Genomic DNA, 16,729 nt, shown 5'->3' with positions numbered 1-16,729 from the left:
GCCCTGGTCGGCTGGACGGGCGCGCCGGCGGCGTATGCGCTGGCCGCGGCGCTGTCGCTGCTGGCGGCGCTGCTGCTTGCCGGCCTGCCGCGGGAAGCGCCCGCACCGCGGCCGCGGCGGCGCATGCTGAGCGAATTGCGCGAAGGCGCCGCCTTCGTCGCAGCGCATCCGCTGCTGCGCCCCGTGCTGGTCACCGCCGTCTTCTTCAACACCGCCTGGTTCGTGCTGCAGGCGGTCTACGTGGCCTATGCCGTCGAACGGCTGGGCCTGTCGGCCGCCGGCGTCGGCGCCACGCTGGGCGTGTACGGCGGCGGCATGGTGGCGGGCGCGCTGCTCGCGCCGTGGCTGGCCCGGCGCCTGTCCTTCGGCGCCATGATCGGGGCGGGCCCGCTGGCCGCGCTGGCCGCCAGCGTCCTCCTGCTGGCCACGCTGGCGCACCCGTCGGGCGCCTGGGCCGCGGCCGGGTTCTTCCTGTTCGGCGCGGGGCCGATCCTGTGGACCATCACGACCACCACGCTGCGCCAGGCGGTCACGCCCAACGCCCTGCTGGGCCGGGTCTCCGCGGTGATCGTCACCGCCACCTTCGGCGCCCGTCCCGTCGGCGCGCTGATCGGCGCCGCCCTGGCCGCCCGGGCCGGGATCGAGGCCTGCCTGTGGGTATCCACGGCGGGCTTCGCCGTGCAGTTCATGGTGCTGTTCAGTTCGCCCGTGCTGCGGCTGCGCAGCCAGCCGGAAGCCGGCGCGGCCGGATCTGTTGCGGGTTGAGCGCCGGCCATCTGTATCTGGCGGCGCCGGCCGCGGCCCGCTAGACTGCCCCGGTCATCCAACCTGGGCTCCGGACGCGCGCAGCATGCTGAAAATACTGGGAAAGGCTTCGTCCATCAATGTGCGCAAGGTGCTGTGGACCTGCGCCGAACTGCGCCTGCCGTTCGAGCGCGAAGACTGGGGCACGGGCTTTCGGCCCACCTCCGATCCGGGCTTCCTGGCCTTGAACCCCAACGCCATGGTGCCCGTCATCCAGGACGGCGATTTCGTGCTGTGGGAATCCAACAGCATCATCCGCTACCTGGCCTCGCAGTATGGCGGCCTGCCCCTGTACCCCGCCGAACCCAGGCTGCGCGCCGGCGTGGACCAATGGATGGACTGGCAGGCCACCGACCTGAACCGCTCCTGGTCCTATGCCTTCATGGCGCTGGCGCGGCAGTCCGCCGCGCACCGGGACGCCGCCGCCATCGCAGCGTCGCGTCATGCGTGGGCGCACTGCATGGGGATTCTGGAACAGCGCCTGGCGCGGACCGGGGCCTATGTCGCGGGCGGGGAATTCTCCCTGGCGGACATACCCGTGGGCCTGTCGGTGAACCGCTGGTTCCTCACGCCCTTCGACAAGCCCCGGCTGCCGGCCGTCGCGGCCTACTACGACCGGCTGGCCGAACGCGAGGGCTACCGGCTGCACGGCCGCAACGGCACGGCCTGACGCGTGCGGCTACTTCACCACGCCGCAGACCAGGCGCCCGCCTCCGCCGCCCAGGGGTTTCGGGGTATCGCTGTAGTTGTCGCCGCCCACGTGCACCATCAGCGCATGCCCTTTCACGTCGGCCAGTTTCAGGTGCGGCGCCACGACCGCCTTCTTGGCGGAGCCGTCCGCGCCGACCACGATGAAGGGCAGGTCGCCCTGGTGGCCGTCGGTCGCCAGGGGGCCCTTGTGAGCCTTGGTGCCCTTGGGATCCAGGTGTCCGCCGGCCGCGCCGCCGGGCGCCATCTGGTCGTTCACCATGCCCGGGCCGCAGGATCCTTTTTCGTGCACGTGGAAGCCGTGTTCACCGGGAGGCAGGCCCTTCAGGTTCGGCGTGAACTGGAGCCCGCCCTTGGTGTCCTTGAGGGAGATAGTGCCGGCGCTCTTGCCCACGCCATCGGCGCTCAGGAACGACATCGAGACGTTTTCCGCGGACGCGGCGGCGGAAGCGCCCGCCAGCGCAAGCGCCGTGACCAGCAACGAGATTTTCTTCATGGAGTGCCTCCAAGATTCGTGCCCGCGGGCCGCGGGCGCCCGGTATGGCATGGCCGGCCCGTTGCCTCCCATGCCGCCGAAAACAATAGCATTCGGCTCTGGCCGTCCGCCAGCAATCTTCATTCCTGATACAAACGCGCGGCGCCGGTCGGCAGGCCGGCCCGGTCAGCCGCGGAACAGCAGCACCAGCGCATGCAGCGCCACGCCGATCAGGCCGCCGACCAGGGTGCCGTTGAAGCGGATGTATTGCAGGTCGCGCCCCACGCTCAGTTCCAGTTCGTCGACCAGATGGCGTTCGTCCCAGTTCTTGACCGTGCGCGAAATGTGCTCGGTGACGCCGCTGCGCAACCGGCCGGTCAGTCGGCGGGCGGCGCCCAGGACGTGGCTGTTGATGGCCTCGCGCAGGCCGGGGTCCTCGCCCAACTTGCGGCCCAGCGCCAGCAAGGCGCTTTCCAGATGGCGCGCCAGCGCCGAGTCTTCGTTCGACAAGTCGCGCCGCAGGGCCGCGTGGATGTCGTCCCACAGCCCTTGCACGTACTCCTGCACCTTGGGATGGTCGATGGCGCGCTGCTTCAGGGCCTCGACCTGCTCGGACAGGGCGGGATCGTCCCGCAGGCGCCGGATGTAGTCCAGCACCCAGGCCTCGTAGTCGCGCCGGACGGGATGGCCGGGCTCGGACAGCACGTCGCGCAGTTCCTCCACCAGCGCCCGGGCCAGCCGGTCCGCCAGGTTGTCGGCGATGCCGTCCACCGACTTCACCACGTCCACGGCGGCGATGATGCGCGGCCATTCCTTCTTGGCGAACTTCACCAGCAGGCCCGAGGCGCGCGCCTTCACCTCTTCCTGGCCCAGGTAGCCGCCCAGTCTTTCCAGGGCGGCGTCCAGCAGTTCCTGGTGCCGCCCGTCCCGGGTCAGCAGGCCCAGCACCTCGCCCGCGGTGTCCGCCGCGTCCCAGCGGCGCAGGGTCTTCACCACGAACTCCTGGATCACGCCGCGCACCGCCCGGTCGTCCAGCAGGTCCAGCGTCTGCAAGGCCACGTTGCGGGCGCCGTCGCTCAAGGCGCGCGCCTGGCGGGGACGCGCCAGCCAGCGGGAAAGGCGCGCGGCGGGATCGAACACGCGCAGCTTCTCCATCAGCGTGTCCGGGTCCAGGAAATGGTCGCGCACGAACACGGCCAGGTTGTCGCCGATGCGGTCCTTGTTGCTGGGAATGATGGCGGTGTGCGGAATGGGCAGGCCCATCGGGCGGCGGAACAGGGCCACCACCGCGAACCAGTCCGCCAGCGCGCCCACCGTGGCCGCCTCGCAGAACGCCCGCACCCAGGCCCAGGCGCCCTGCCCGCCCATGGCATGGCTGGCGATGAAGCCGCCGATCATGGCCGCCAGCAAGGCCAGCGCCGCGATCTTCATGCGCCGCAACTGTTCGCGGCGCGCGTCGGATGCCAGGGCGGAGCGCGTCGCGTGCGCGGCGGCGGGACGGGGCGTGTCTGTCATGGGGTCTCCGGCTCGGGATGGACCCAGCATAACAATACCGGCCCGCGGCCGCGGCGCCTCAGCCCAGGGGCGGCAGCAGGTCGAACAGCAGGACCATCGCGAGGCCCGCCACGGAAACGATGGACTGCACCACCGAGATCGTCTTGGTGGCTTCGCCCATGGTCATGCCGAAGGACTCCTTCACCATCCAGAAGCCCGCGTGATTGGCGTAATTGAAGAACAGCGAGCCGCAGCCGATCGACAGCGCCAGCAGCGGCAGGTTCAGGCCCGGGTCGGCGCCCGCCAGCGGCGCCAGCAGGCCCGCGGCGCCCACGATGCCGACGGTGGCCGAACCGGTGGAGACCGACAGCAGCATGGCGATCAGCCAGCCCAGCACCAGCGGCGGCAAGGCGAACTGATGGGTGAGCTGCACGATGGCGTCGCCCACCTTGGCGCTCGTCAGCACCTGCTGGAACGCGCCGCCGCCGGCGATGATGAGCATGATGCCGGCGATGGGCTTGAGGCTCTTGCCCAGGGCATCGCGCAGCTTCTCGGCGTCGCCGCCGCGCAGGTACACGAGGGTGACGGCCGCGAACAGCACGCCCAGCAGCATCGCCACCAGCGGGTCGCCCAGGAAGGCGGCGGCCCGCAGCGCGGCGGAATCCTTGGGCAGCAGCATCTCGGCCAGCGCATGCACCAGCATCAGCAGCGCGGGCAGCAGGGCCGCCAGGACGCCCAGGCCCACGCTGGCCGCGCCGCGGCCGTCGGCCTGCTGGCGCGTCGTGGTGAACTGCTCGAGCAAGGCCTCGTCGGGGCGGGTCGCCATGCGCGGCGCGATGAAGGCGCCATACAGCGGGCCGCCGAAGACCATGGCCGGCAGCGCCGCGATGAAACCGTAGATCATGGTCGGGCCGACCGTGGTCTTCAGGGTGGCGATCGCCGTCAGCGGGCCGGGGTGCGGCGGCACCATGCCGTGCATCGCCGCCAGCGCGGCAATCACCGGAACGCCCACGTACACGTAGGCCGACCCCTTGAAGCGCTCCTGGCTTTCGAGCTTGCGCGCCACGCTGAAGATCAGCGGCAGCATCACCACCAGGCCCACCTCGAAGAACATGGGAATGCCGATGACGAAGGCCACCAGGGTCATGGCCCACGGGATCATGCGCGCGGAGGTGTGCCGCAGGATGGCGTTGGCCAGGCGTTCGGTGGTGCCGGAATCCGCCAGGATCTTGCCCAGCATGGCGCCCAGCGCGATCACCACGCCGACCGCGCCGAGCGTCTTGCCCGCGCCGTTGGTCAGGTTCTTGACGATGGCCACGGGCTCCATGCCCGTGGCGAAACCGACGCCGATGGAAACGATCAGCAGCGCCAGCAGCGGATGCATGCGGATGCGGGAGACGATGAGCGCCACCAGCACGAGGACGCTCGCCAAGGCGGTGAGCAGCAATTGGATGTCGAACGAAGACATAGTCTGGCCTGGAAAAAACGGGCGAGGCGTCGCCGGGGGGCCGGCCGCCGGGAGGAAGACGGATTTTATTCCCGCGAAGCTGAACGCCGAGTCAGGAAACGCGCGCCTGCCCTGCCGCCGGCATGAGTCCCGGCTTGCCCTCGTGGTCGGCCTGCGCGCGTTCGAGGATGAATTCGATGATCATGGAGATGGCCCGCGGGTGATGCCGGTTCGGCATGTACAGCATGTACATGCCGCGCCCGAAGATGCTGAGCCGCCATTGCGTCAGCGCGGCCAGCAGGTCGCCGCGCGCCAGGTCCTCGTGCACCACGTAGTCCGGCAGGATGCCCACGCCCAGCCCGGCGCGGATGGCGTCGCGCAGGAAGGCGTAGTTGCGCGAGATCACGGTGGGCTCCAGCACCACGTGCTGGCGGGGCTGGCCGCTGTAGTAGGCGGACAGGCGCAGCGGGCGGCCGATGACGGCGGCGCTGACGATGGGGCTGCGCGCCAGGTCTTCCGGGCGCTGGGGCAGGCCGCGGGCGGTGGCATAGGCCCGCGACGCGCAGGCCACGTAGCGGACCTGGCCCAGTTCGCGCGCGACCAGGTTCTGCGGCGGCTCGGACATGATGCGCACCGCGATGTCCACCTCGTCGCGCAGCAGGTCGTCGACGCTGTTCTCGAACAGCACGTCCAGCACGATGTCCGGATAGGCCTGCTTGAATTCCAGCAGCCAGGGCGCCATCACGAACAGGCCGTAGCCGCTGGGCACGCTGAGGCGGACCTTGCCCTGGGGCGTCTTGCCCAGCGTTTCGACCGATTCGCGGGCGGCCGCGAGTTCGTCCTGGATACTGCGGCCGTGGCGATACAGCTTCAGTCCTATTTCGGTGGGTTCGACGCGCCGCGTTGTGCGCCGCACCAACTGCATGCCGACCGAACGTTCAAGCTGGGCCAGGTGATAGCTGACGTTGGCCCGCGTCATTTTCAGGCGGCGCGCCGCCTCGCTCAGATTGCCCGCGTCCAGGATCTCGACCAGCAAGGTCAGGGATTTGGTGTCCATGCCGCGTCTCCTTCGTGCGCTTGCCAGCAGGCATTGTCAAATTTTCTTATACGTAGTGTCAATTATAGATGCCATTGTCAAGACATATTTACTAGGAAAGAATAAGGCCACAAAAAAGGCGGGCCGCCCCCTGGCCTGCCAGACGACGCCCTCGCGGCCCCTTCCCCGGGACCCGCCCGCGGCGGCGCCCGAACGGAGACACTGTCCATGACAGACCGCGCAAGCACCGGCGCCGCCCGCGCGCGCCGCTATGAAGACGTTCTTGTGGTCACCATCGACCATCCGCCGGTCAACGCCCTGAGCGCGGCCGTGCGCGCCGACCTGGCCGCGGCCGTGCGCGCCGACCTGGCCGCGGCCGTCCGCGACGCGCAGGCCGACCCGCAAGTCCGCGCCATCGTCCTGGCGGGCGCCGGCAGGAACTTCATCGCGGGCGCCGACATCCGCGAATTCGGCAAGCCGCCGCAGCCGCCCGCCCTGCCCGACGTCTGCAACCAGATCGAAGCCAGCGCCAAGCCCGTGGTGGCCGTGCTGCACGGCGCCGCGCTGGGCGGCGGACTGGAAGTGGCGCTGGCCGCCCATTACCGCGTCGCGCTGCCCGGCGCCCGGCTGGGGCTGCCCGAAGTGACCCTCGGCCTCCTGCCCGGCGCCGGCGGCACGCAGCGCGCCCCGCGTCTCATGGGCGCGCAGGCGGCGCTGGACCTGATGCTGTCCGGCAAGCACCTGTCCGCCGACGAGGCCTTGAAAGCCGGGCTGGTGGACGCGCTCGCCGGCGAAAGCGATGCGCTCGATGCCGGCCTGGCGTACGCCCGGCAATTGCTGGCCGGGCGCGCCGGCCCGCGCCGCACGCGCGATGCCGGCGCCGCGCTGGCGGACCGGCCGGCCGCGCTGGCCGCGGTGGACGCCGCCGCCGACCGCGTGGCCAAGACGGCGCGCGGGCTTTTCTCGCCCGCCCGGATCGTCGAGGCCGTGCGCGCGGCCATCGAGCTTCCCTTCGACGAAGGCCTGCGCGCCGAGCGCGCCCTGTTCCTGCAATGCCTGGACAGCCCGCAGCGTGCCGGACTGGTGCACGCCTTCTTCGCCGAGCGCGAAACGTCGAAGATCCCCGGACTGGAACAGGCCCGGCCGCGCCGCGTGGAACGGGTCGGCATCGTGGGCGGCGGCACCATGGGCGCCGGCATCGCGGTATCGGTGCTGGACGCCGGACTGCCGGTGGTGATGGTGGAACAGGACGAGGCCGCCCTGGAACGCGGCCGCGCCCGGGTCGCCCAGGTCTACGACCTGCTGGCCGGCAAGGGGCGGATCAGCGCGGACGAACGCGCCGCGCGCCTGGCGCGCTTCACCGGCGCGACCGGCTACGACGCGCTGGCCGACGCCGACCTGATCGTCGAGGCCGTGTACGAAGACATGGACGCCAAGCTCGCCGTCTTCGCGCAACTGGACCGGGTGGCCAAGCCGGGCGCGGTGCTGGCCACCAACACCTCGTACCTGGACGTGGACCGCATCGCGGCCGCCACGCGCGGTCCCGCCGACGTGCTGGGCCTGCATTTCTTCTCGCCCGCCAACGTCATGAAACTGCTGGAAGTGGTGGTGGGCAGCCATACCGCGCCGGACACGGCCGCCACCGGCTTCGAATTCGCGCGCCGGCTGCGCAAGATCCCGGTGCGCGCCGGCGTGTGCGACGGTTTCATCGGCAACCGCATCCTGGCCACGTACCGGCAGGCCGCGGACATGATGATGGAAGACGGCGCCTCGCCCTACGACATCGACGCCGCGGTGCGCGCCTTCGGCTACCCAATGGGGCCCTACCAGATGATGGACCTCGCGGGCGGCGACATCGGCTGGGCCACGCGCAAGCGCCGCGCCCCCACCCGCGATCCCGCGCTGCGCTACGTGCAGATCGCCGACCGCCTGTGCGAACGCGGCTGGTTCGGCCAGAAGACCGGGCGCGGCTACTACCTCTATCCCGACGGCGCGCGCCAGGGCCAGCAGGATCCCGAGGTGCTCGCCATCGTCGACGCCGAACGCGCGCGCGCCGGGGTGAGCCCGCGCGCCTTTACGCAGGAGGAGATCCAGCGCCGCTACCTGGCCGCCATGATCAATGAAGCCGCCAACGTGCTGCGCGAAGGCATCGCGCTGCGCCCGTCCGACATCGACGTGGTGGCGGTGTCCGGCTACGGCTTTCCGCGCCACCGCGGCGGGCCGCTGCACTACGCCGACAGCGTCGGCCTGCCCGGCATCCTGGCCGATCTGCGCGAGTACGCCAAGGAAGACCCGGCGTTCTGGTCGCCTTCGCCGCTGCTCGTCGAACTGGCCGATGCCGGCCGCGATTTCGCCAGCCTGAACCGGGCTGCCTGATTCCCCTCTTTCCATAGGTCTCTCCATGCGCGAAGCCGTTATCGTCTCCACCGCCCGCACGCCCATCACCAAGGCCGGACGCGGCGAATTCAACCTGATCGCCGGTCCCACGCTGGCGGCGCACGCCGTGCGCGCGGCGGTCGAACGCGCCGGCGTGGATCCGGCGCTGATCGAGGACGCCATCATCGGCTGCGGCTACCCCGAGGGCGCCACCGGCCGCAACATCGGCCGCCAGGCCGTGGTCCGCGCCGGCCTGCCGGCCAGCGTGGGCGGCGCGACCGTCAACCGCTACTGCGCGTCGGGGCTGCAGGCCATCGCCACGGCCGCCAGCCGCATCGTGATGGACGGCGCGCCCGCCATGATCGCGGGCGGCGTGGAATGCGTCTCGCAGATCCGCACCCGCGACGACGGCGTCAGCGGCATGGACCCCTGGATCGTGGCCAACAAGCCCGAGCTCTACCTGCCCATGATAGAAACCGCCGACATCGTCGCGGCGCGCTACGGCATCGGCCGCGAAGACCAGGACCGCTTTGCCGCGCAAAGCCAGGCGCGCGCCGAGGCCGCGCAGGCGGCCGGCCGCTACCGCGAAGAAATCATCGCCGTCACCACCACCATGTCCGTCACGGACCGCGCCACCGGCGCCGTCAGCGAACGCGAAGTGACGGTGGACCGGGACACCTGCAACCGCCCGGGCACCACCTACGAGGCCCTGGCCGCGCTGGCGCCGGTGCGCGGGGCCGGCCAGTTCGTCACGGCGGGCAATGCCTCGCAGTTGTCGGACGGCGCCGCGGCCTGCGTGCTGATGGAGGCCGCGGAAGCGCAACGCGCCGGCATCCAGCCGCTGGGCGCTTTCCGCGGCCTGGCCATCGCGGGCTGCGAGCCCGACGAAATGGGCATCGGACCGGTCTACGCCGTGCCCAAGCTGCTGGCCCGCCACGGCCTGTCCGTGCAGGACATCGACCTCTGGGAACTGAACGAAGCCTTCGCCTCGCAGGCCCTGTACTGCCAGCAGAAGCTGGGCATCCCGATGGACCGCCTGAACGTGGACGGCGGCGCCATCGCGCTCGGCCATCCCTTCGGCGTCACCGGCGCCCGGCTGGCCGGCCACGTGCTGATCGAAGGCCGCCGCCGCGGCGCGCGCTACGCCGTCGTCACGATGTGCGTGGGCGGCGGCATGGGCGCGGCCGGACTGTTTGAAATCTATTGAGGGATCCCCATGGACCTGGAATTCACCCCCGAAGAAAACGCCTTCCGCGACGAAGTGCGGGCCTTCCTGGCCGAGCACCTGCCCGAACGCCTGTCGGCCAAGGTCGCCGGCGGCAAGCTGCTGGCGCGCGCCGACATGGTCGAATGGCACGCCATCCTGAACCGCCGGGGCTGGCTGGCCAGCCACTGGCCCGTGGAATACGGCGGCACCGGCTGGAGCACCGTCGAGAAATACATCTTCGACGAGGAATGCGCGCTGGCCGCCGCGCCGCGCATCGTTCCGTTCGGCCTGAGCATGCTGGGGCCCGTGCTGATCAAGTACGGCACCGAGGCGCAGCGGCGCCATTGGCTGCCCCGCATCCTGGACGGCGCCGACTGGTGGTGCCAGGGCTATTCCGAGCCGGGCGCCGGGTCGGACCTCGCCTCCGTCAAGACCACGGCCGTGCGCGACGGCGACAGCTACGTCGTCAACGGCCAGAAGACCTGGACCACGCTGGGCCAGTACGCCAACATGATCTTCTGCCTGGTGCGCACCTCGCACGAAGGCCGCCGCCAGGAAGGCATCAGCTTCCTGCTGATCGACATGCGGAGCCCCGGCGTGGAGGTCCGCCCCATCATCACGCTGGACGGCGAACACGAGGTCAACGAGGTGTTTTTCTCGGACGTGCGGGTGCCGGCCGGCAACCTGGTGGGCGAGGAGAACCGCGGCTGGACCTGCGCCAAGTACCTGCTGACCTACGAACGCACCAACATCGCGGGCGTGGGCCAATCGGCCGCCGCGCTCGCGCGCCTGCGGGCGGTGGCGGCCCGCCAGCGCAGGAACGGCCGCCCCCTGGCCCAAGACCCCGACTTCGCCGCCCGCCTGGCGCGCGTCGAGATCGAACTGGCCAATATGCGCACCACCAATCTGCGCGTGGTGGCCGCGGTGGCGGGCGGCGGCGCGCCGGGCGCGGAAAGCTCCATGCTGAAAATACGCGGCACGCAGATACGGCAGGAGATCAGCGCGCTGAACCGCCGCGCCATGGGCCCCTACGCCCGGCCCTTCGTGCCCGAGGCGCTGCACGACGGCTACGGCGGCCGGCCGATAGGCCCCGAAGGCGCCGAGAGCGCCGCGGCACAGTACTTCAATCAACGCAAGCTGTCGATCTTCGGCGGCTCCAACGAAATCCAGAAGAACATCATCTCGAAGATGATTCTCGGGCTGTGAGGGCTGGCCATGAATTTTGAACACACCGAAGACCGCCGCATGCTCTCGGACATGCTGCGCCGCTTTGTCGCCGAGCAGTACGACTTCGCCACGCGCGACCGCCACGCCCGGTCCGAGCGGGGCTACAGCATCGAACTCTGGCGCCGCTACGCCGAACTGGGCGCCATCGGCGCGCTGTTCGCCGAGGCCGACGGCGGCCTGGGCGGCACCGGGTTCGACATCTCCGTCGTCTTCGAGGCGCTGGGCCGCGGCCTGGCCGTCGAACCCGTCCTGGACGCCCTCATGGTCGGCAGCGCCATCGCCGCGGCCGGCACGCCGGCCCAGCGCGAAACGCTCGACGGCCTGATCGCCGGCGCCCTCACCGCCTCGCTGGCCCACGCCGAGCCCGGCTCCGGCTATGAGCTGTCGCAGGTCGGCGCCCGCGCCGAATGGCGGCCCGGCGGCTGGGTGCTCAACGGCGCCAAGGCCGTCGTCACCGCCGGCGAGCACGCGGACCTGTTCCTGGTTTCGACCCGCAACGCGGGCGCGCCGGACGACGAGGCCGGCATCAGCCTGTTCCTGGTCGGCGCGAACACGCCCGGCCTGACCGTGCGCGGCTATGGGCTGATCGACGGCGGCCGCGCCGCGGAACTCGAATTCGACGGCCTCGCGCTGCCCCCGGAAGCGCTGCTGGGCGAAGCCGGCGCGGGCTACCCGGTGCTGGAACGCGCCATCGGCCGCGGCGTCCTGGCCTTGTGCGCGGAAGCCGTGGGCGCCATGGATTGCGCCCGCGACGCCACCCTGGAATACCTGCGCACGCGCCGCCAGTTCGGCGTGCCCATCGGCAGCTTCCAGGCGCTGCAGCACCGCATGGCGGACGTGCTGCTGGAAATCGAGCAGGCGCGCTCGGCCGTGATCAACGCCGCGGCGGCCCTGGACCACCCCGACCGCGCCACGCGCGAGCGCGCGCTGTCCGCCGCGAAATACACCATCGGCCGCACCGGCACGCTGGTGGCCGAAGAAAGCATCCAGTTGCACGGCGGCATCGGCATGACCTGGGAACTGCCGCTGGCGCACTACGCCAAGCGCCTGGTCATGATCGATCACCAGCTCGGCGACGAAAGCCATCACCTGGCCCGTTTCATTGCCCTGGCCCCTCAGGAGTAACGCCATGGACACCGGTATCCCGCCCCCCGACAGCCTGGACCTGCCCCTGGAAGGCATCCGGGTCCTGGACCTTTCCCGCGTGTTCGCCGGTCCGCTGTGCGGCCAGGTGCTGGCCGACTTCGGCGCCGAAGTCGTCAAGGTCGAGCACCCGGTGCGCGGCGACGACACCCGCGACTGGGGCATGCGCATCGGCAAGACCGAAACCACGTACTACAACAGCATGAACCGCAACAAGCGGTCCATCACCCTGGACCTGCAGTCCACGGAAGGCGTGGAGATCGTCTACCGCCTGCTGCCGCAGTTCGACGTGGTGATCCACAATTTCAAGAGCGGCGGCGCCGAAAAGCTCGGCCTGGGCTACGCCCGGCTCAAGGCCTTGAAGCCCGACCTGATCTATTGCGCCATCGGCGGCTACGACAGTTCGGGTCCCGAAGCGGCGCGCCCCGGCTACGACCTGGTCATCCAGGGCGAAACCGGCCTGATGGCGATCAACGGCGAAGCGCAACAGCCGCCGCTGAAGTTCGGCGTCGCCGCGGTGGACATGATGACAGGCATGTACGCCGCGCAGGCCGTGCTGGCGGCGCTGCTGCGGCGCGAACGCACCGGCCGCGGGCGCCTGATCGAAATGGCGCTGTACGACTGCGGCATCATGGTCACCAGCTACTACGGCCTGGACGCCTTGCTGCTGGGCCACGACCCCCAGCGCTTCGGCAACGCCCATCCTTCGATCGTTCCCTATGGCATGTTCGAAGCCGCCGACGGGCCGCTGATCATCGCGGTGGGCACCAACGCGCAGTTCGACAAGTTCTGCCGGCAGGTGATCCTGCGGCCCGACATCGTCGAAGACCCCCGCTATGCCACCAATGTCGAGCGGGCGAAGAACCGCCTGGGCCTGTTGCCCATGGTGACCGCGCTGATCCGCGAATTTCCCCGCGACCTGCTGCTGCAGCGCCTGGCCGACGCCGGCATTCCCTGCGGCAAGGTCCTGGGCCTGCACGAAGCCCTGACCAGCCAGCGCACCCGCCAAAGCGGCCTGACGCGGGAAATGCCCCACCCGGTGACGGGCAGCACCCACATCTATGCGCCGCCGTACCGCCTGGACGGGCAGCGCCTGCCCATCCGCCATGCGCCGCCCACCCTGGGCGAAGGCACGCGCGACGTGCTGCAACGCTTGCTGCAGATGACCGATACACAACTAGAGGCATTGCAGGCGCAAGGCGTCCTGACATTGCCCGGGCATTGAGCCTGGCGCCATCGCCCACTTTGAACCCGCCGCAGCCATCAGGAGACAAACCACATGCAACGACCCACCACCCGCCGCGCCTGCCTGGGGCTGGCGCTGACGGCGGCCCTGTGCGCCGCGCTGCCCCAGCAGGCCGGCGCGCAGAACGCCTTTCCCTCCAAGCCCATCACGCTGATCGTGCCCTTCCCGGCCGGCGGCTCCACCGACCGCCACCTGCGCATCGTGGCGCAGGACGCCTCCAAATACCTGGGCCAGCCCGTCATCGTGGAAAACCGGCCGGGCGCCGGGGGCACGCTGGGTCCGGCCACCATGGCCAAGACCGCCAGGCCCGACGGCTACACGATCAGCCTGTACACGCTGGCGATGCTGCGCATGCCCTACATGCAGAAAAGCAGTTGGGACCCGATCAACGATTTCACGTTCATCCTGGGGCTGTCCGGCTACACCTTCGGCTTCACGGTGCGCGCCGATTCGCCCTACAAGACCTTCAATGAATACATCGAAGCGGCGCGCAAGGCGCCCGGCACCATCGACTACGGCTCCACCGGCGTGGGTTCCTCGCCGCACCTGCTGATCGAGGAAATCGCCATCAACGCCAAGGTCAAGCTGAACCACGTGCCCTTCAAGGGCAACGCCGACATGCAGCAGGCGCTGCTGGGCGGCCACGTCATGGCGCAAAGCGACGCCACCGGCTGGGACCAGTTCGTGGACGCCGGCAAGATGCGCCTGCTGGTGACCTTCGGCGAAAAGCGCACCACCCGCTGGCCCGACGTGCCCACCGCCCAGGAGCTGGGCTACAAGGTCGTGTCCACCTCGCCCTACGGCCTGGCCGGCCCCAAGGGCATGGACCCGGCCGTGGTCAAGACGCTGCACGACGCCTTCAAGAAGGCGCTGTTCGACCCCGCCAGCATGGAGGTCATGAAACAGCTCAACCAGGAACCCGCCTACCGCGACAGCCAGGACTACAAGGCCTGGGCCCAGGCCACCTACGTCAAGGAGAAGGGGCTGATCGAGTACCTGGGATTGATGGCGAAGGATTGATTCAGGGCGCCCCCAGCCGCAGCAGTTCCCCCATGCGCCGCTGGATCCAGAGCTCGGTTTCGCTCAGGCTGCGGCCCCGCAGCCACAAAGAGCGCACCGACAGCATCGGCAGGGACAGGTCGGCGCAAGGCAAGCCGACGAGCGCGTTGCTGTAGCCCTCGTACTCCGCGATGTTCAGCGGCAGGATGGCCCAGCCGACGCCGTTGGCGGCCATGGCGGCGATGTTGTAGCTGCTGTCGGCCCGCCACACCGTGGGGCTCAGCACCGCCTGGTCCGCGCCGTCCATCTGCATCAGCAGTTGGCGGTGCCGGGCCAGGTCGTTGCGCCCGACCTCGGGCAGCGCGGCCAGGGGATGCCCCGGCGCCACGAAGATGCCCTGGGCCACGTCGCCCAGATAGCGGTGCGCGTAGGCCGGGCCGGGATCGCCCCGGTCGAAGTGGAAGGCCACGCTGGCGCGCCCCTGCTCCACATAGTCCGCCACTTCCGTCGCCGTGCCGTTCAACTGGGTCAGTTCCAGCGCCGGGCAGCGTTCCGCCAGTTCCTTGACCATCGCGTCCAGCACCAGGTAGGGCAAGGCCTCGTCCAGGGCGATGGACAGCCTCGCCTCCCGCCCGCCCGTGAAGGACAAGGCGCGCTGCTCCAGCGCGCCGGCCTGCCGCAGCAGTTCCCGCGCCTCTTGCAGCATCACCTCGCCGGCCGGGGTCAGCGTGGCGTTGCGGCGCGCGCGGTCGAACAGTTCCACGCCCAGGTCCGCCTCCAGTAGCCCCACCGACGTGCTGACCGCGGATTGCGCGCGGCCCAGGCGCCGCGCCGCGGCCGAGAATGACCCCGCCTCCGCCGCGGCGGCGAATTGGCGAAGCTGCTCCAGCGTCCATTGCATGATGGCCTCCAGCAAATCATCTATTTAATAGATGGATTCCAACTTTTTCCAGGAAATTTCAAGATGGATAATAGCGCCCCTGGAACCGAGGGCCTTTCCGGCCCGTCGCCCGCGCGGCGCGTTCCAGTCATTCAGGAGCAGAACCATGCAGCGGACCGAACCGAACGCTGTCGCCACGGCCGCGCCCGGCCGCTGGCTGGTGCTAGCCATCGTGTCCAGCGCCTTGTTGTTGATCGTGGTCGACATGACCGTCCTCTACACCGCCTTGCCCCGCCTGACGCATGAATTGAACGTCACCGCGTCGGCCAAACTGTGGATCGTGAACATCTACGCGCTGGTCGTATCGGGCCTGCTGCTGGGGATGGGCACCCTGGGCGACCGCCTGGGCCACAAACGCCTGTTCATGGCGGGCCTGGCGGTATTCGGCGCGGCCTCGCTGGCCGCCGCCTATTCGCCCGGCGCGCCCGCGCTGATCGCGGCGCGCGCGCTGCTGGCGGTGGGCGCCGCCATGATGATGCCCGCCACCCTGTCGATCCTGCGGCTGACTTTCGCCGACGAACGCGAGCGCGCGATCGCCATCGGCGTCTGGGCGTCGGTGGCCTCGGGCGGCGCGGCCGTCGGGCCCGTCGTGGGCGGCGTGCTGCTGGAGCATTTCTGGTGGGGCTCGGTGTTCCTCATCAACGTGCCCATCGTGCTGCTGGCCCTGCCGCTAGCGTGGCGCCACATCCCGGCCAGCCGTCCGGACGCGTCCCGCCCCTGGGACCTGCCGGGCTCCTTGCAAGTGATGGCGGGCCTGATCCTCTGCGCCTACGCGCTGAAGGAACTGGGCAAGCCCGCGCCCTCGTGGACGCATGCCGGCCTGGCCTGCGCGGCGGGCGCGTCCCTGCTTGCGGTCTTCGTCCGCCGGCAGCGCGCGCGGCCCTATCCGCTGATCGACTTCGCCATCTTCCGCAACCGCGCCTTCAGCTCGGCCGTGGCGGCGGCGCTATTCGCGGCGGCGGCCCTGCTGGGAATGGAACTGGTGTTCAGCCAGCGGCTGCAACTGGTCATGGGCAAATCGTCGCTGGAAGCCGCGCTCTTCATCCTGCCGCTGTCGCTGGCCGCCTTCGTCTCGGGCCCGCTCGCGGGCTGGCTGCTGGGGCGCGTCGACAGCGCGCGCATGCTGTTCCTGTCCCTGCTGGTCTCGGGCATCGGCATGGCCGGCTACCTGCTGAGCTACGACGCGTCGATCGCGCCGCAGATGGCCAGCCTGTGCATACTGGGCGCGGGCATCGGCGCCACCATGACGGCGGCCTCCAGCACCATCATGCAAAGCGCCACGCCGGAGCGCGCCGGCATGGCGGCCTCGATCGAAGAGGTCTCGTACGAGCTGGGCGGAGCGCTGGGCGTCACGCTGATGGGCTCCATCCTGTCGGGCGTGTACGCGCGCTCGCTGGCGGTGCCCGACGGCCTGTCCGGCGCCGCCGCCCGCGACAGCCTGGACCAGGCGCTCATCGTCGCCGAAGGCGTGCCGGCGGACCTGGGCGAAACGCTGGTCCGCCTGGCCAGGACCGCGTTCGATACCGGCTACGCGGCCGTCCTCGCCACCGCCACCGCGCTGCTGCTGGCCACGGCGGCGTTCGTGCTGTTCAACCGCCGGCGGATGAAGGCCTGAGGCGCACGCCTT

14 protein-coding genes are annotated in these 16,729 nt (G+C 70.3%); 9 read left to right on the top strand and 5 right to left on the bottom strand.

The features are described 5' to 3' along the window. Both AVE30378_RS19680 and AVE30378_RS19675 read left to right on the top strand, forming a co-directional pair. On the top strand, positions 1 to 765 hold a 765-nt coding region (locus tag AVE30378_RS19680; protein WP_129242540.1), incomplete at its 5' end, for an MFS transporter. Between the two features lie 85 nt (positions 766 to 850). After that, positions 851 to 1,474: a glutathione S-transferase family protein gene (locus AVE30378_RS19675; RefSeq protein WP_129242539.1), complete on the top strand. Its 624-nt coding sequence runs from the start codon at positions 851 to 853 to the stop codon at positions 1,472 to 1,474. Between the two features lie 9 nt (positions 1,475 to 1,483). On the opposite strand, the gene sodC is transcribed toward AVE30378_RS19675, so the two are convergent. From sodC to AVE30378_RS19655, 4 genes are all read right to left on the bottom strand, one after another. Next, positions 1,484 to 2,008 carry a superoxide dismutase family protein gene (sodC, locus tag AVE30378_RS19670; protein ID WP_129242538.1) on the bottom strand — a complete coding sequence of 175 codons (525 nt, stop codon included), beginning with the start codon at positions 2,006 to 2,008 and terminating at the stop codon, positions 1,484 to 1,486. A gap of 165 nt (positions 2,009 to 2,173) precedes the next feature. After that, positions 2,174 to 3,502, bottom strand: coding sequence for a DUF445 domain-containing protein (locus AVE30378_RS19665; RefSeq protein WP_165360247.1), 1,329 nt, complete (start codon positions 3,500 to 3,502; stop codon positions 2,174 to 2,176). A gap of 58 nt (positions 3,503 to 3,560) precedes the next feature. After that, positions 3,561 to 4,949, bottom strand: a complete 1,389-nt coding sequence (locus AVE30378_RS19660) for a GntP family permease (protein ID WP_129242537.1) — start codon at positions 4,947 to 4,949, stop codon at positions 3,561 to 3,563. A 91-nt stretch (positions 4,950 to 5,040) separates the two neighbouring features. Beyond that, entirely contained in the window at positions 5,041 to 5,985 is a 945-nt protein-coding gene (locus tag AVE30378_RS19655; RefSeq protein ID WP_129242536.1) for a LysR family transcriptional regulator, read from the bottom strand. A gap of 207 nt (positions 5,986 to 6,192) precedes the next feature. On the opposite strand from AVE30378_RS19655, the gene AVE30378_RS19650 reads away from it, so the two are divergent. The 6 genes from AVE30378_RS19650 to AVE30378_RS19625 are packed head-to-tail and all read left to right on the top strand — an operon-like array spanning position 6,193 to position 14,183. Further along, positions 6,193 to 8,340, top strand: a complete 2,148-nt coding sequence (locus AVE30378_RS19650) for a 3-hydroxyacyl-CoA dehydrogenase NAD-binding domain-containing protein (RefSeq protein ID WP_129242535.1) — start codon at positions 6,193 to 6,195, stop codon at positions 8,338 to 8,340. A gap of 25 nt (positions 8,341 to 8,365) precedes the next feature. Continuing rightward, entirely contained in the window at positions 8,366 to 9,547 is a 1,182-nt protein-coding gene (locus AVE30378_RS19645) for an acetyl-CoA C-acyltransferase (protein ID WP_129242534.1), read from the top strand. 9 nt (positions 9,548 to 9,556) lie between these two features. Further along, positions 9,557 to 10,753 (top strand): acyl-CoA dehydrogenase family protein, encoded by a 1,197-nt coding sequence (locus AVE30378_RS19640; RefSeq protein ID WP_129242533.1) that lies wholly within the window; start codon positions 9,557 to 9,559, stop codon positions 10,751 to 10,753. A 9-nt stretch (positions 10,754 to 10,762) separates the two neighbouring features. After that, the gene (locus tag AVE30378_RS19635; RefSeq protein WP_129242532.1) at positions 10,763 to 11,899 is read left to right on the top strand and encodes an acyl-CoA dehydrogenase family protein; all 1,137 of its coding nucleotides are present in this window, start codon (positions 10,763 to 10,765) and stop codon (positions 11,897 to 11,899) included. 4 nt (positions 11,900 to 11,903) lie between these two features. Then, on the top strand, positions 11,904 to 13,142 hold the full coding sequence (locus AVE30378_RS19630; RefSeq protein WP_129242531.1) for a CaiB/BaiF CoA transferase family protein: 1,239 nt from the start codon (positions 11,904 to 11,906) through the stop codon (positions 13,140 to 13,142). A 54-nt stretch (positions 13,143 to 13,196) separates the two neighbouring features. Next, positions 13,197 to 14,183 carry a tripartite tricarboxylate transporter substrate binding protein gene (locus AVE30378_RS19625; protein WP_129242530.1) on the top strand — a complete coding sequence of 329 codons (987 nt, stop codon included), beginning with the start codon at positions 13,197 to 13,199 and terminating at the stop codon, positions 14,181 to 14,183. 1 nt (position 14,184) lies between these two features. Here AVE30378_RS19625 and AVE30378_RS19620 read toward each other — a convergent pair whose 3' ends face one another. Beyond that, positions 14,185 to 15,063, bottom strand: coding sequence for a LysR family transcriptional regulator (locus AVE30378_RS19620; protein WP_129242529.1), 879 nt, complete (start codon positions 15,061 to 15,063; stop codon positions 14,185 to 14,187). A gap of 145 nt (positions 15,064 to 15,208) precedes the next feature. Here AVE30378_RS19620 and AVE30378_RS19615 point away from each other — a divergent pair, with 145 nt between their 5' ends. Continuing rightward, positions 15,209 to 16,717: an MFS transporter gene (locus tag AVE30378_RS19615; RefSeq protein WP_129242528.1), complete on the top strand. Its 1,509-nt coding sequence runs from the start codon at positions 15,209 to 15,211 to the stop codon at positions 16,715 to 16,717. Positions 16,718 to 16,729 lie beyond the last annotated feature (12 nt).

Source organism: Achromobacter veterisilvae (assembly GCF_900496975.1).
Taxonomy (GTDB): Bacteria; Pseudomonadota; Gammaproteobacteria; order Burkholderiales; family Burkholderiaceae_B; genus Achromobacter; species Achromobacter veterisilvae.
The sequence above is the reverse complement of the archived record's forward strand: the minus strand, read 5'-3'. Positions and strand labels throughout refer to the sequence as shown.

Excerpts from the sequence above, each read along its gene's own strand:
- sodC (WP_129242538.1), bottom strand. The coding sequence starts at position 2,008 with ATGAAGAAAATCTCGTTGCTGGTCACGGCGCTTGCGCTGGCGGGCGCT.
- AVE30378_RS19665 (WP_165360247.1), bottom strand. The coding sequence starts at position 3,502 with ATGACAGACACGCCCCGTCCCGCCGCCGCGCACGCGACGCGCTCCGCC.
- AVE30378_RS19630 (WP_129242531.1), top strand. The coding sequence starts at position 11,904 with ATGGACACCGGTATCCCGCCCCCCGACAGCCTGGACCTGCCCCTGGAA.
- AVE30378_RS19640 (WP_129242533.1), top strand. The coding sequence starts at position 9,557 with ATGGACCTGGAATTCACCCCCGAAGAAAACGCCTTCCGCGACGAAGTG.
- AVE30378_RS19660 (WP_129242537.1), bottom strand. The coding sequence starts at position 4,949 with ATGTCTTCGTTCGACATCCAATTGCTGCTCACCGCCTTGGCGAGCGTC.
- AVE30378_RS19655 (WP_129242536.1), bottom strand. The coding sequence starts at position 5,985 with ATGGACACCAAATCCCTGACCTTGCTGGTCGAGATCCTGGACGCGGGC.
- AVE30378_RS19625 (WP_129242530.1), top strand. The coding sequence starts at position 13,197 with ATGCAACGACCCACCACCCGCCGCGCCTGCCTGGGGCTGGCGCTGACG.
- AVE30378_RS19620 (WP_129242529.1), bottom strand. The coding sequence starts at position 15,063 with ATGCAATGGACGCTGGAGCAGCTTCGCCAATTCGCCGCCGCGGCGGAG.
- AVE30378_RS19645 (WP_129242534.1), top strand. The coding sequence starts at position 8,366 with ATGCGCGAAGCCGTTATCGTCTCCACCGCCCGCACGCCCATCACCAAG.
- AVE30378_RS19650 (WP_129242535.1), top strand. The coding sequence starts at position 6,193 with ATGACAGACCGCGCAAGCACCGGCGCCGCCCGCGCGCGCCGCTATGAA.
- AVE30378_RS19615 (WP_129242528.1), top strand. The coding sequence starts at position 15,209 with ATGCAGCGGACCGAACCGAACGCTGTCGCCACGGCCGCGCCCGGCCGC.
- AVE30378_RS19675 (WP_129242539.1), top strand. The coding sequence starts at position 851 with ATGCTGAAAATACTGGGAAAGGCTTCGTCCATCAATGTGCGCAAGGTG.
- AVE30378_RS19635 (WP_129242532.1), top strand. The coding sequence starts at position 10,763 with ATGAATTTTGAACACACCGAAGACCGCCGCATGCTCTCGGACATGCTG.